Raw genomic sequence first — 13063 nt, forward strand, 5'->3', positions numbered from 1 at the left:
TCACCGGCCCGGCCAGACGGGCGGGCGCTTCTCCTGGAAGGCCCGCACGCCTTCCGCGCTGTCCTCGCTGTCGAGCGCCGCCATCAGCGCGGGCAGCCGGGCCGCCCACGCCTCCCGCGCGCTCAGCTGCGCCGTCCGCTGCACGATCTGCTTGATCGCCCGCAGCGACGTCGGCGCGCACGCCAGGACGTCCTCGACCCACCGGTCCACGACCGCGTCCAGCTCCGAAGCGGGCGCGACCTCGTTGACCAGGCCCATCCGGTGCAGCTCGGCCGCGCCGGCCCGGCGGCCGGTGAGCAGCAGGCCCATCGCCTGCGTGTGCGGGAGCCGGCGCACGAGCTGCGCGACGCCGCCGCCGAGCGGGAGCCGGCCGACCCGCGGTTCGGTGAGCCCGAACTGCGCGTGCTCCGCCGCGACGACGATGTCGCACCCGAGCACCATTTCCATGCCACCGCCGAGCGCGTAGCCGTTGACCCGCGCGATCACGGGCACGTCCAGCGTCGTGCGCAGGCAGAGCCCGCCGAACCCGGTTTCCGGTTCGCCGGCCCAGAACTGCAGCCCGGTCTTCTCGATCGCGTTCGCCGACATGTCCGCACCGACGCAGAACGCCCGGTCGCCGGCCCCGGTCAGCACGACGACCCGCACCGCGGGGTCGGCCTCGATCGCGTCCCAGATCTCGCCCAGCCGCCGCTGCGTGTCCGGCGCGACGGCGTTGAGCACCTGCGGCCGGTCGATCGTCACCCGGGCGACGTGTTCGTCCACTTCGAACCGCACGTCGTCGCTCATCGCAGCACCCCCGCGGCCTTGAGCGCCTCGATGCGCTCCGCGTCGTAACCGTGTTCGGCCAGCACTTCCTCGTTGTGCTCGCCCAGCCGCGGCGGGACCCGCCGCACCTGCGCGGGCGTGTCGGACAGCCGGATCGGCGCGGCGAGCGCCCGCACGCGCCCGGCCGTCGGGTGCTGCATCTCGAGCACCATCCGGTTCACGGCGGTCTGCTCGTCCTCCAGCGCTTCCGCGAGGCTGCGCACCGGCGCGCAGAGGATGTCCTGTTCCTCCAGCCGTTTCACCCAGTACTCGGTGGTGTTGCCGCCGAACCGTTCCCGGAAGATGGTCTGCAGTTCGGGTTTGTGCTCGAACTGCAACGCAGGCGTCGCGTACTCCGGCCGCGTCGAGAGGTCCTCGGGCAGTTCGAGTGCGGTGCTGATGTCGCGCAGCGGATTTTCCTTGAAGGCGCCGACCATGCACACCGCGCCGTCCGCCGTCGGGAACACGCCGGACAGCGGCATCGCCGCCCAGTTCACCTCCCGGCCGCGGTTGAGCTGCATGCAGGCTTCCTGCATCTGCATGTGCAGCATCGAGTCGTACATCGTCACTTCGACCTTCTGGCCTTCGCCGGTGCGATCGCGGGTGAGCAACGCGAGCAGTACGCCCTGCATCAGGTGCATCCCGGTGGTGTAGTCGCACAACGTCGTCGGGTACACCGACAGCGGCACGTCGTCGGACGCGCGCCGCCACATCACACCGGAGTAGGCCTGCGCGATCACGTCCTGCCCGCCCTTGTGCCGGTACGGGCCCTCCTCGCCGAAACCGGTGCCCGACGCCCAGATCAGGCGCGGGTTGCGGCGCCGGCACTCCTCGTAGCCGAACCCGATCCGCTCCATGACGCCGGAGCGGAAGTTGCTCACCACCACGTCCGCTTCGGCGATCAGGTCGCCGACGACCTGCTTGCCCTCCGCGGTGCGCGTGTCGATCGAGACGCTGCGCTTGTTCCGGTTGATCGACAGGAAGATCGGGTTGTCGGGGCCGTCCGGGTCCGGAATGGACGATCGTGACAGGTCGCCCGCGCCCGGCCGTTCGATCTTGACGACGTCGGCACCGTAGTCGCCGAGCAGCTGGGTGCAGCTGGGGCCCAGGTAGACCTGGGTGAAGTCGACGACGGTGATCCCGTCGAGCGGCAGCGGGGCGGGCATCACGCGACCTCCAGTTCCACGGTGGCGTTCGGGGCGGGTTTGTCGCCGGGATCGGCACCCTGCTCGTGCATCCCGGCCTGGATCAGCGCCGGCTCGACCTCGCGCACGGTCACTCCCCGGTCCACCGCGATCCCGGCGGCGATCCCCGCGGCCTGGCCCATCGCCATGCACGGCGGGATCTCGCGGGAGATCCGCTGGGCGTCGGGGGTGGCCGAGTAGTGCCGTCCGGCGACGAGCAGCTGGTCGACGCCGCGGGGGAGCAGAGCCCGGTAGGGGGTGTAGTAGTCGCGGCCGCGGGCGACCGAATCGGTGAAGTGCCTGCGGTCGTTGATGTCGTCCTTCGTGACGACGTACTCGCCGCGCAGCAGCCGGGTCTGGCGCACCCCCATCTGCTCGGCGACGTCGAGCAGGTAGCAGCGCTCAAAGCCGGGCAGTTCGGCCCGCACGTGCTCGATCACCGCGGAAATCCGTTCCCGCGCGTCGAATTCGGCGGCGGTGAGCGATTCCGGGTCGGCGCCGTCGTAACCGGTGAGGTGCGGGCAGTTGCACCACACGACGCCGGGCACGGGCGTCTTGAGCCACCACAGCTCCCAGGCGCCGCCGAGCATCCGCTTGACCTTGCGGTTGATCGCCCGCGCCGCACGGGGATCCTCCTGCTCGAACCGCTGCGCCGCTTCGGTGTCCACGCCGCCGAGGCGGAACACGAGCGTCACCAGGTAGCTGTCGTGGGTGAAAGAGGCGCCGGCGCGCGACGCGACGTCGATGTCCCCGGTCGTGTCGATCACGACGTCGCCGAGCACCGCCTGCGGACCCGATTTCGTCTCGCACACCACGCCGCGCAGCCGGCCGTCCTCGACCACCGGACGGGAGAACCAGCTGTGCAGCCGCAGGTGCACGCCCGACTCGCGGACCAGGTCGTTCGACACGCGCTTCCAGCCGTCCGGATCGAACGCGACGGCGTAGCAGATGGGTTTCGGGCTCGCGTGCGAGTGGAAGTCGAACGCACCCCAGCGGGCCCACCGGCGCCACATCTCGGGAGACGAGATCCGGTCCGGCTCCGGCGGGTACACGGCGAGCCCGATCCGGTGCAGCCGGTCGACGTACTCGGCGACGATGCCGCGGACGGACACCTCGCTTCCGTTGCACATGTCGTCCAGCACCAGCACCATGCCGCCCGAGGCGAGGCCGCCGAGCGCCGCGTAGCGCTCCAGCAGGGTCACCGACGCTCCGGTGCGGGCGGCGGCGACCGCGGCGCTCACCCCGGCTGGTCCACCGCCGACCACCACGACGTCGCTGCGCCGCACCACGGGTGCGTCGAGCTCGGGCAGGGACACCACGGGGTTCATCGGTTCTCCTCACTCGCCGGCGTAGATTCCGGTGCGGCGCACAGCCGCGAGATAGAGCGCCACGCTGATCAGGCACAGCGCGGCGGTGTAGGCGGGGAACATCCAGCCCGAGCCGTAACGGCCGAGCCACACGAGCAGGTACGACGCGGTGCCGCCGAACAGCGCGACCCCGATGCCGTACCCGAGCCCGACGCCGGTCGCCCGGCACGGCGCGGGCAGCAGCGACGTGCTGACCACGTTGTAGAGCGTCATGTTCAGCACCAGCACGAGACCGCCGCCGAGCAGCACCGCGCTGAACCCGCCGAGTCCCGGCCCCGCGTAGAGCAGCATCAGGAAGACCGCGGGCACGGCCAGCAGCCGCGTGACGGTGAACGTGCGGGACAGCTTCGTGCGGTCGGCCAGCACGCCGGTGAGCACGGAACCGACGACGAGGACCACCCCGAGCAGGGAGGTGATCGCGAAGACCGCGGTCGCGTTCTCCTTGTAGGTACTGCGCGCGAGGGTCGGCAGGCCCACGTTCCACGCGTAGTTGTAGGCCTGCACGGCTCCGACGACGAAGATCATCGCGAGCAGGGCCAGCCAGTGCTTGCCGATCCCGCGCCACACCTCGCGGTTGCTCTGCGCGGGCGGCTGCCCCGTCGACGCGTGCAGGCTCTCCGGCAGCTGCCGTCGCATGTAGACGATCACGATCCCCAGCACCGCACCGAAAGCCATCGGCACGCGCCAGCCCCACGACTGCATCGCGGCGCTGCCGACCGCGGCGCTGGTGGCGAAACTGATCAGGGAGGCGCCCAGGATGCCGAAGTTCACGAACAGGCTCATCACCCCGGCCGCGCGGCCTTCGCGGCCCTTCGCGGTGAGTTCGACGGCGTACGCCGTGGCGAGCGGTCCTTCGACGCCGGTGGAGACGCCTTGCACGATGCGGCAGATCAGCAGGATCACCGCCGCCCCCACGCCGAGGGTGGAGTAGCCGGGGACGACGGCGATGACCAGCGTCGCCAGCGCCATGGCGGCGACCGAGCCGAGCATCACGCGGCGGCGGCCGAACCGGTCGGCGACGAGGCCGAGGAGCACGCCGCCGAGCGGCCGGAACGCGAAGCCGACCGCGAACACCGCGAGCGCGCTGAGCGTCGCGGCGACCGGGTCGTGGCCGGGGAAGAACTCCGGCCCGATGAACGCGGACAGGAGACCGAAGATCTGCCAGTCGTACCACTCGAGGGTGCCGCCGAGGCCGAGTGCGACCAGCGGTCTGCGGGCGGTGAACGAGCCGGTCTGCCGGTCGGGTCGGGTGGACGTGGACGCCATGGTTTCCGCCTTAGGGGAAAGCGGTCGGCAAGAGTGTCTGCCACGAGGGCAGGGCGGGGAAAGCCGGACCGGCGTGGGCGCGGGCCGACCGCGCGACGGGCGCAGTGGCCCGTCGCGTGCTCAGGGAGTGGTGGTCACCAGGTGGGCGGGGTGATCACCCAGACGGCGACGCACGTTTCGCCGCCGGAGTTCACGTACCAGTGCGGGATGGTGGACGCGTACCGGATGGAGTCGCCGGCTTCGAGGTGGTGCCGGACGCCGTCGAGGTACACGTCTTTCGCGCCGGAGAGGATGAGGCCGAATTCCTCACCGTTGTGCCGGTAGGGCGTGTCGCTGCTGTCGTACCCGGGCGGCGTTTCCACCCAGGTGGCCTCGAGGGCGCCGTTGAGATCGGGGGTGAGGAGTTCGTAGAGACCGCCGTCGTCCTCGGCCAGGCCGTGCCCGTCGATGCGGCGCCGTTCGTGCTTGCGCACCACGGGCTCCCGGTGCCCGTCGTCCTCGATCAGCTGGGCGATCGAAATGCCCAGCCCGTGCGCGATCTGCACCAGCGTGGAGAACGACGGATTCGCCTTCCCCCGCTCGACCTGGCTCACGATGCCGGTCGAGACGCCCGACAGGTCGCCGAGCCGCTCGACGGTCAGGCCGCGGTCCTTGCGCAGGGCGCGGATCTTCCCGCCGATGACGTGCAGCATCGACGCGCCGGGCAACCCGTTCGCCTCGTCCGCTGCCGCCATGGCCGCCGCCCCCGTCCTTCACTGGATCGCTGGTGGAGTTCAGCATAGTGAAGGCCTTCACTGAGTCAAGGGTCGTCTTCATCTTTGTGAAGACGGGCACCGTCGACGGGACGGCGACACACCACGGTCTCTGCCCCGATTCCGTGCCGGACCCGGCCAGGATCGCCCCCATGGCGTACCTGCAGCTCACGGCGATCCTGGTCGACGACTACGACGAGGCGATCGCGTTCTTCACCCACGCACTGGGTTTCGAACTGGCCGAGGACTCACCGTCGCTCACCAACGACGGGCGGCCCAAGCGGTGGGTGGTCGTCCGCCCGCCGGGTGGCGAGACCGGGATCCTCCTGGCGCGCGCCGACGGTGACCACCAAGCCGGCGCGGTCGGCGACCAGCACGCCGGTCGTGTCGGCTTCTTCCTCCGCGTGGACGATTTCGAGGAGAGCCACCGGCGGATGCGGGCCGCCGGCGTCGAGTTCGTCACCGAGCCCCGGGTGGAACCGTACGGTCAGGTCGTGGTTTTCCGGGACATCGCAGGCAACCGGTGGGATCTGCTCGGCCCGCCCCGGTCGTGACGGTCAGCGCAGCTGGGCGGCGATCCGCTCCAGGCCCCGCTTGATCAGCTGCCCGTACTCGTCGTCGCCCAGCGCGCCGATCCCGGCTCGCGCGCGGCGGAGGTGGTCACGAGCCCGGTCGAGGTCGCCGAGCTTGCGGTGGCACTCGCTCAGGTTCAGGTGCAGCGACGGGTACAAGGCGGCCACCGGAAGCGGCACCCCGGCCTCCGCCATTCGCGCGTCGGTCAGCAGTTCGGCGGCCGCGAGTGCTCGCTCGTCCCAGACCAGCTCCTGGCGCGCGTCGTCTTGCACGTCGGCCATCGCGTGCGCGAGCGTGCACCGGTGCAGGGGCTCGCCGTGCTCGCCGCCGATCCCGGCCCAGATCTCCGCGAACTCCAGGCGAGCGGCTTCGCGTTCGCCCGCGTGCGCGCGGTGCACCGCCGCGCCGATCCGGCTGAGCGTCGGGTCCGTGATCATCGCGGGCTCCTTCCTCCCGCTCCAGCTTGCCCGGAGACCGCGGCGTGGTCCACAGTGGATCTTGCCGGTTCGCCGAACCCGTTGCAGGCAGCCGTACCGGGTGACCGCCAGCCAGCAGGTACGGTCGGTACCGGCTGGCCGGTACCCGGGTATTCCGGCCAGCAACGGGCGCGCAACGGCCGCTGGCGGCAATGTGCGCGAGCGCCGGCGATGCGATTCTGTCTGCATGGCATCGATTCACGAGCAGTCTCCTCGGGACCCCGACCCCGAGGACCTCACCACGGTCACCGGGCGCACCGGTACGCAGTACCCGTGCCCGGACCTGGCTGCTGTCGACCAGCACATCGCGCAGCTGCGCCAGCAGATCGAGGACACCCCGTCGTGCCGGCGCGATCTCGCGCGCGAGCTCTGGGCCGACATCGACCTCCTGCTGGACCGCCGGATGTGGCTGGAGCTGACGACGCTGACCGCGGCGAGCTGACCGCTCGGCAGACCCGCCCGGCGGCCGACGGTGTCCCCGTCGGTCGTCGGGTGCACCACGTCCGCGCTGTCGTGCCGGCGCGGCACGGACCTGAACACACGAGCGTCCGCGGGCCGGGTTCTGTCGGTGGGCGCGGGTAGCGTTCCGGGTCGTGGACGCACGGGAGCGGATTCAGGAACTCGCCGATCAGGTCGTGGTGCTGCGCGACGCCTACTACCGCGGTTCGCCGGTGGTGGCGGACGCGGAGTACGACGCGGTCGAGGACGAGTTGCGCGGGTTGATCGAGGCGAACCCCGAGCTGGCGCCCGACCCGAATCCGCTGGAGCAGGTGGGTGCGCCGGCGGTGCTGCACGCGCCGATCCGGCACTCGCGGCCCATGCTGTCGCTGGAGAAGGCGACGCGGCCCGAGCAGGTCGCGGCGTTCTTCGACCGTTTTCCGGGCCAGCCGGTGGTGGTGATGCCGAAGCTGGACGGGCTGTCGCTGGCCCTGGTCTACGAGCAGGGGCGGCTGGCGCGTGCGATCACCCGCGGCGACGGGACGACCGGCGACGACGTGACCGTGCTGGTGCGGGCGCTGACCGACGGGATTCCGGACCGGGTCGGTGCGCCGGGGCGGGTCGAGGTGCGGGGTGAGGCGGTGATGCTGCGTTCGACGTTCGCGGCCTACAACACCGCGCACCCGGACAAGCCGCTGATCAATCCGCGCAACGCCGCGGCGGGCACGTTGCGGGCGAAGGATCCGGCCACCGTCGCCGAGCGGCGGCTGCGGTTCTTCGCGTTCGACTTGGACACCGGCCCCGAGGGTGCGGATCCCGACCTGGAGCGCGGGCTGCGGGCGCTCGGGTTCACCGCGGCCGACATGCGGCGCTGCGCCGACGCCGGCGCCGCCCAGACGGTGATCACCACCATCGAGCACCAGCGCAACGACCTCGACTACGACCTGGACGGCGCCGTGCTGCGCCTGGCCGACCGCGATGCCTACGCCGCCGCCGGCACCCGCTCGAGCTCACCGCGCGGGGCGCTGGCGTTCAAGTTCGCCGCCGAGGAGAAGACCACCGTGCTGGCCGATGTTGTCTGGGACGTCGGCAAGACGGGCAAGATCGCCCCGGTCGCCTGGCTGGAGCCGGTGTTCGTGGGCGGGACCACGGTCACGCGCGCGACGTTGGCCAACCAGGAGGTGATCCGCGCCCGCGGCATCAAGATCGGCGACACCGTGCTGGTGCGGCGCGCCGGTGATGTGATCCCGTTCGTCGCGGGTGTGCTCGACGCGTCGAAGCGCACGGGGGCGGAGCGGGACATCGTGGCGCCCACGCGTTGTCCGTCGTGCGGGGAGCCGCTGACCGAGCAGGGCAACAGCCGGGAACTGTTCTGCACCAACGTCGCCTGCCCGGCCCAGACCGTGCGGCGGCTGATCCACTGGGCGTCGCGCGCGGCGGCGGACATCGACGCGATCGGGGGCGTGTGGATCGAACGGCTGGCCGAAGCGGGGATCCTGGAGCACCCGTCGGACTTCTACCGGCTGACGAAGGAGCGGCTGCTGGAGTTCGACCGCATCGGCGAGGTCTCGGCCACGCGCATGATCGAGTCGATCGACGCGAGCCGCCGGGTCGGGCTGCGCCGGGCGCTGATCGGCCTTGCGATCCCGATGGCGTCCGAAGGTACGGCCGCGCGGTTGTGCCGGGCCGGGTTCGCTTCGCTGGAGCTGGTGGCCGAAGCCGGCGTCGACGGGCTCGTGGCCGTGGAGGACATCGGGCCGAAGGTCGCCGCCTCGCTGATCGAGCACCTCACCCGCCTCAGACCCGAACTCGACCGGCTGCGGCAGCGCGGCGTGTCCCTGGACGTGCTCGAGGAGGACCTCCCGCCGGCCGTCGTCGCGGGTGCGCCCCTGGCCGGCAAGACGGTCGTGATCACCGGCGCGATCAGCGACCCGCGTTCCGGGGAGAAAGTCGCCCGCCCAACCTTCCAGCGGCTGTGCGAAACGGCGGGCGCCACCACCGCGGCGTCGGTCTCGGCGAGCACCGACCTGCTCATCACGGGCGCCGACGTCGGGGCGAGCAAGCTCACCAAGGCCGAGAAGCTCGGCGTCGAGGTCGTGGACCAGAGCGTGATCTGGGAACAGCTGATCGCCGCCGGCGTCGTCTGACCCAGCGCGATGCTTCACGATCCGCCGGGTGCTCGGCCGGCCGAGGGCGGTGCGGCGCGGGGATGGAGCTGAGTCCAGGCGAGCAACGCCACCAGCCCGGTCAACCCGAACACGGCGGCCAGCCCGATGGCGGACGCCGCGGCGCCGGCGAGCGGTGACGCGGCCGTCTGGCCGGCGCCGAGCCCGAGGAAGGACCACGTGACGCCGCGGGCGGGCCGCGCGGGGAAGACGCGGGAGGCCCACAGGATGCACAACCCGGTCAGCGCCAGGTAGGTGACGCCGAAGAGCGCGCTGGACACCAGTGCCGCGGGAAGTCCCGGATCCGGCAGGGCGAGGAGGACGATGCCGGCCGCGGCGAGCGTCCACGTCGCCAGGTTGGTGGGGCGCAACCCGATGCGTTCGGCGACCCGGCCCGCCGAACCGCCGAGCAGCCCCGCGACGCCGATGGCGAACCAGCACCAGGTCGCGGCGGCCGGGCTGAGACCGGATTCGGTGAGCCGGGAGCTGGAAAACGTCCAGTAGGGCGCGCTCGTCACCCCGATGAGGACGGAGTTGAGCACCAGCGGCAGCACGCCGCGAGCCGAGCCGGTGACCACTTCGGCGGGTTCGGTTCGCGGCAGGGCCCGCCAGGCGATCAGCGTCAGCACCCCGCCCAGCACGGCGAACGTCGCCCAGATCGCGGGCCAGCCGAAGACGAGCAGGGGAGTGAACGCCGACGCCGCGAGACCCAGCCCGGTGCCGGTGTTGGCCCAGGTCTGCGCCCGGGCACGGACGCGGCGGCCGACGGTCTCGCCGATGACCTGGGCGACACCGGGTGACACGAGCCCCGCGCTGCCACCGGCGATGACGATCCCGGCTCCGAACACCGCGACGTTCGGGGCCAGGGCCATGAGCGCGAGCCCCGCGGTGGCCGCGGCTCCGGCCAGCAGCACCGTGCCGCGCGCGGACCGTGCCGACGTTTTCGGCGACACGAGCAGCCCGAGGCCGTACCCGGCGGTCGACAGGCCGCCGAGCACACCTACGGAGACGGGCGTGAGCCCGAACGTGGCGCTGAACCGCGGCACGAAGGGCCCGTAGGCGTAGCGCGCGAACCCGTAGCACAGGGCGATCACGCCCGCGCCGGCCGCGGCGGTGGACCACCACCTGCCCGTCTTCTCCTTCGCCTTCGTCACCATGCCGCCCACCAAACAGACAGGTCTGTCTGTTGTCAAGCCATGGTACGATCACTGCAGTTCACCAACTAGACTGATCGGTACGGAGGCGACGTGGCCAGGACTCGCCCGGGCGACGCGGGAGCGAAGGTGCTCAAGGCCGCGTCGGCGCTGTTCTACCGCGACGGCATCCACGCGGTCGGCGTCGACACGGTCGCGGCCGAGGCCGGCGTGACGAAGGCGGCGCTGTACGGCAACTTCGGGTCGAAGAGCCGCCTGGTCGTCGCCTACCTGCGTGAGCGCGACCGCCGGTGGCAGGAGCAGATCGACGCCATCACGGCTGAGCACGACGACCCCCGTGAGCGCGTGCTGGCGGTGTTCGACGCGTACGAAGCCTGGCTGTCGCGCGACGGGTACCGCGGCTGTGCGTTCCTCAACGCGTCCGCCGAGTTCCCCGATCCCGCGGACCCGGTCCGGGAAGTGGTCCGCCACCACAAGACCGCGCTGCACGGCTACCTGGAAACCCAGCTCAAGCGACTTGGCTCGGACCGCGCGGAGGAGCTGATGCTCCTGCTCGAAGGCGCGACCGTCAGGTCGGTGGTTTCCCAGGACGCCCAGCCGTTCCGGGCGGCGAAGCGGCTCGCGGAAACGCTGATCGCCTGACGGAGAAGTCCACGTCGTCCGTCCTTTGTAGACGATTTTGTGGTGTCGAGCGTTCGGGTAGCCGGGATCGCTTGGTTCGTGGGAGAGACCCACCTGAGTCATGATCAGACCTTGGCCTCGGCGTGCGTCCGGATTTCGGTCAGCCATTCGCGGTCGGTGGGGACGGTCAGGGCGCCCGCAGGGTGCCGTCGTCGCTGCGTCCAGGCGGCCGGCTCAACAGTTCGAGGGTGTGTGTCGCAACCCGCTCGGCGGGGGAGGTTCCCTCGAGCGCAGGCACGTCGCGGCGAGCGGAGTGCAGCCAGGACCGGCGGATGAGACTCCGGGCGCCGGTCATCCGGTCCGACGGCCGGACCGGGGTTAGTCTCGACGGGTGACCGTGGGCCGGGTGCTCCCGGCGCCACCAGCCGCCGCGATTTCGCGCGGGGGCGGAAGGGACCACAGCATGGGTTCCGCATCGCCGGTCAGCGTCACGACCGTTCGGACACCGGCGGGGCTCGTCGCGCGGGTCAGTGGCGAGCTCGACGGGGGTACCGCGACCGAAAGCGTCCGGCTGTTGTTCGCCGGCGCGGACGTGCTGCCCGCGCCGGAGCTGGTGGTCCTCGACCTCACCGCGCTGTCCATGCTCAGCGCGGCGGGACTGCGCGCGCTGCTGCGCTTCGCGCGCGACTTCCGCGAGCGGGGCGTGCGCATCCACCTCGTGTGCCCCGACGACAGCGTCACCCGCCGGGTCCTGAACGCCGTGAGCGTCGGCGAGAGCATCCCCGTGTTCGCCACGGTCGACCAGGCCCTGAACGGCAGTCCCGCGTAACCGGCGCCGCCTCGACCACCGAACGAGCCTGGTGACTTCCACCGGCACTGCCACGGGGTGGCGGCGCGCTCGCACCCCGTAGCCGGTGGAGATCGCGTGCGACAGTCTCGAACGCGCCGGGTGCGGGGTGCCCGGGCGTCCGCCCATGCCGAAGGCCGTCGACACCGGCCCTGCCGGCGCCGACCATTCCTGCCTGAGAAATGCAGGAAAAGCAGCCGAGAGCACCCCTGAGGGCGGGGGCGCAGTCCCAGCTTCAGCGTAAGCCGGGGTGTGATTCACGGAGCCTCGGCAAGATCCCTCCAGGAGTCCGGAATGTTCTGTCGACGTGGCTCAATGGCTCTCGCGGTGGTGCTCATCGGTGGCACCCTCGCCGCCTGCGGGGCCGGTGAGCCGAAAGCCTCCGCGGGATTGTCGGGAAACGCACTCGAGGCGTGCGTCGCGAAGGCGGCCGAGTTGAAGAAGTCCAAGCTCGCCGAGCCGCCGCTGAAGGTGCTCGCGCCGTTCGAAATGTCGAAGAACAAAGGCAAGTCGATCTGGATCATCAACGCCGCGCGCGTGCCGTTGCTGCAACGGGTGTCGGACGGTGCGCAGGCCGCCGCGAGCGCGGCCGGGATGTCCGTGAAAATCGTCTACGGAGACGGTTCCACCAACTCGGCACAGGCGGCGATGCAGCAGGCCATCGCGCAGGGCGCCGACGGCATCGCGCTCGTGGCGGTCGATCCCGGCACGATCCAGGCTTCGGTCGACCAGGCTTCGAAGGCCGGCATCGTCGTGACCGACGTCGGCAACCGCAGCGTCCAGGATTCCCTGCGTCCCGGTGTCGCCGGTCAGCTGGGCTACGACGTGCCCGCCGAGATGGCGGCGATGGCCGGCTGGATCATGGTCGACTCGAAGTGCTCCGCGAACACCCTGATGTACTCGCCCTCGGCGCTGTCCATCACCTCCGCCGGAGCCAAGGCCTTCCAGGCCGAGTACCGGGAACTCTGCCCGGACTGCGCTTTCGAGCTGAAAGATCTCGATTACGGAAACTTCGCGAGCACGCTGACCGCCGAGGTGCAGACGGATCTGCGGCGCAACCCGGATCTCGACTACATCTTCGCGATCATCGGCTCGTCGGTCCCCGAGGTCGACGCTGGGCTGCGCGGAAACGACCACGTCCGGGTGCTCACGCACGACGGCCTCGACGACAACCTCGACGGGCTGCGCAAGGGAAACACGCACGTGGTCGCCGACTTCGCTTTCGCGCCGAACGAAGCCATCGGCTGGCAGGTGATCGACCAGCAGGGCCGGCTCATGCTCGGGGAGAAGGACGCCGTCACCCTCACCATTCCCACGCGCATGGTCGATGCGAGCGACATCGGCGCCACCAACGGCGACATCTGGCCGAGCTTCACCCGGGCTCAGCAGGCGTACACGGCGGCGTGGAAATAGCGG

Annotated in this window: 13 protein-coding genes; 6 read left to right on the forward strand and 7 right to left on the reverse strand. The window is 71.2% G+C overall.

Translation table 11 applies throughout. The features are described 5' to 3' along the window. The 5 genes from ACIA77_RS30920 to ACIA77_RS30940 form a co-directional block, all read right to left on the reverse strand. Positions 1 to 786, reverse strand: coding sequence for an enoyl-CoA hydratase-related protein (locus ACIA77_RS30920; protein WP_395889533.1), 786 nt, complete (start codon positions 784 to 786; stop codon positions 1 to 3). After that, positions 783 to 1970, reverse strand: a complete 1188-nt coding sequence (locus ACIA77_RS30925; protein WP_395889534.1) for a CaiB/BaiF CoA transferase family protein — start codon at positions 1968 to 1970, stop codon at positions 783 to 785. Before ACIA77_RS30925 ends, ACIA77_RS30920 begins: the two co-directional genes overlap by 4 nt. Then, entirely contained in the window at positions 1970 to 3316 is a 1347-nt protein-coding gene (locus tag ACIA77_RS30930) for an FAD-dependent oxidoreductase (RefSeq protein WP_395889535.1), read from the reverse strand. Before ACIA77_RS30930 ends, ACIA77_RS30925 begins: the two co-directional genes overlap by 1 nt. A gap of 9 nt (positions 3317 to 3325) precedes the next feature. Next, positions 3326 to 4621 carry an MFS transporter gene (locus ACIA77_RS30935; RefSeq protein ID WP_395889536.1) on the reverse strand — a complete coding sequence of 432 codons (1296 nt, stop codon included), beginning with the start codon at positions 4619 to 4621 and terminating at the stop codon, positions 3326 to 3328. Between the two features lie 134 nt (positions 4622 to 4755). Beyond that, on the reverse strand, positions 4756 to 5355 hold the full coding sequence (locus ACIA77_RS30940) for a helix-turn-helix domain-containing protein (protein WP_395889537.1): 600 nt from the start codon (positions 5353 to 5355) through the stop codon (positions 4756 to 4758). A gap of 170 nt (positions 5356 to 5525) precedes the next feature. On the opposite strand from ACIA77_RS30940, the gene ACIA77_RS30945 reads away from it, so the two are divergent. Next, positions 5526 to 5927: a VOC family protein gene (locus ACIA77_RS30945; RefSeq protein WP_395889538.1), complete on the forward strand. Its 402-nt coding sequence runs from the start codon at positions 5526 to 5528 to the stop codon at positions 5925 to 5927. Positions 5928 to 5930: 3 nt separating this feature from the next. Here the strand turns inward: ACIA77_RS30945 and ACIA77_RS30950 are convergent, their stop codons facing one another. After that, positions 5931 to 6383 (reverse strand): hypothetical protein, encoded by a 453-nt coding sequence (locus ACIA77_RS30950; RefSeq protein WP_395889539.1) that lies wholly within the window; start codon positions 6381 to 6383, stop codon positions 5931 to 5933. Between the two features lie 226 nt (positions 6384 to 6609). On the opposite strand from ACIA77_RS30950, the gene ACIA77_RS30955 reads away from it, so the two are divergent. Together ACIA77_RS30955 and ligA are read left to right on the forward strand one after the other, a co-directional pair. Continuing rightward, a complete protein-coding gene (locus tag ACIA77_RS30955) occupies positions 6610 to 6864 on the forward strand; it encodes a hypothetical protein (RefSeq protein ID WP_395889540.1) in 255 nt (84 codons plus the stop codon). 151 nt (positions 6865 to 7015) lie between these two features. After that, complete coding sequence (gene ligA / locus ACIA77_RS30960; RefSeq protein ID WP_395889541.1) at positions 7016 to 9007, forward strand: NAD-dependent DNA ligase LigA; 1992 nt, start codon at positions 7016 to 7018, stop codon at positions 9005 to 9007. Positions 9008 to 9021: 14 nt separating this feature from the next. Here the strand turns inward: ligA and ACIA77_RS30965 are convergent, their stop codons facing one another. Then, positions 9022 to 10182 carry an MFS transporter gene (locus ACIA77_RS30965; protein ID WP_395889542.1) on the reverse strand — a complete coding sequence of 387 codons (1161 nt, stop codon included), beginning with the start codon at positions 10180 to 10182 and terminating at the stop codon, positions 9022 to 9024. Between the two features lie 90 nt (positions 10183 to 10272). Between ACIA77_RS30965 and ACIA77_RS30970 the strand changes: the two genes are divergently transcribed. From ACIA77_RS30970 to ACIA77_RS30980, 3 genes are all read left to right on the forward strand, one after another. After that, positions 10273 to 10821: a TetR/AcrR family transcriptional regulator gene (locus ACIA77_RS30970; protein ID WP_395889543.1), complete on the forward strand. Its 549-nt coding sequence runs from the start codon at positions 10273 to 10275 to the stop codon at positions 10819 to 10821. Positions 10822 to 11263: 442 nt separating this feature from the next. Beyond that, positions 11264 to 11629, forward strand: coding sequence for an STAS domain-containing protein (locus ACIA77_RS30975; RefSeq protein ID WP_395889544.1), 366 nt, complete (start codon positions 11264 to 11266; stop codon positions 11627 to 11629). 333 nt (positions 11630 to 11962) lie between these two features. Further along, a complete protein-coding gene (locus ACIA77_RS30980) occupies positions 11963 to 13060 on the forward strand; it encodes a sugar ABC transporter substrate-binding protein (RefSeq protein WP_395889545.1) in 1098 nt (365 codons plus the stop codon). The last annotated feature ends 3 nt before the right edge of the window (positions 13061 to 13063 follow it).

This window comes from Amycolatopsis sp. NPDC051903 (assembly GCF_044452505.1).
Classification (GTDB): Bacteria; Actinomycetota; Actinomycetes; order Mycobacteriales; family Pseudonocardiaceae; genus Amycolatopsis.

Bases quoted from the DNA above. Each gene is read 5' to 3' on its own strand.
- ACIA77_RS30920 (WP_395889533.1), bottom strand. From the start codon at position 786: ATGAGCGACGACGTGCGGTTCGAAGTGGACGAACACGTCGCCCGGGTG.
- ACIA77_RS30925 (WP_395889534.1), bottom strand. From the start codon at position 1,970: ATGCCCGCCCCGCTGCCGCTCGACGGGATCACCGTCGTCGACTTCACC.
- ACIA77_RS30930 (WP_395889535.1), bottom strand. From the start codon at position 3,316: ATGAACCCCGTGGTGTCCCTGCCCGAGCTCGACGCACCCGTGGTGCGG.
- ACIA77_RS30935 (WP_395889536.1), bottom strand. From the start codon at position 4,621: ATGGCGTCCACGTCCACCCGACCCGACCGGCAGACCGGCTCGTTCACC.
- ACIA77_RS30940 (WP_395889537.1), bottom strand. From the start codon at position 5,355: ATGGCGGCAGCGGACGAGGCGAACGGGTTGCCCGGCGCGTCGATGCTG.
- ACIA77_RS30945 (WP_395889538.1), top strand. From the start codon at position 5,526: ATGGCGTACCTGCAGCTCACGGCGATCCTGGTCGACGACTACGACGAG.
- ACIA77_RS30950 (WP_395889539.1), bottom strand. From the start codon at position 6,383: ATGATCACGGACCCGACGCTCAGCCGGATCGGCGCGGCGGTGCACCGC.
- ACIA77_RS30955 (WP_395889540.1), top strand. From the start codon at position 6,610: ATGGCATCGATTCACGAGCAGTCTCCTCGGGACCCCGACCCCGAGGAC.
- ACIA77_RS30965 (WP_395889542.1), bottom strand. From the start codon at position 10,182: ATGGTGACGAAGGCGAAGGAGAAGACGGGCAGGTGGTGGTCCACCGCC.
- ACIA77_RS30975 (WP_395889544.1), top strand. From the start codon at position 11,264: ATGGGTTCCGCATCGCCGGTCAGCGTCACGACCGTTCGGACACCGGCG.
- ACIA77_RS30980 (WP_395889545.1), top strand. From the start codon at position 11,963: ATGGCTCTCGCGGTGGTGCTCATCGGTGGCACCCTCGCCGCCTGCGGG.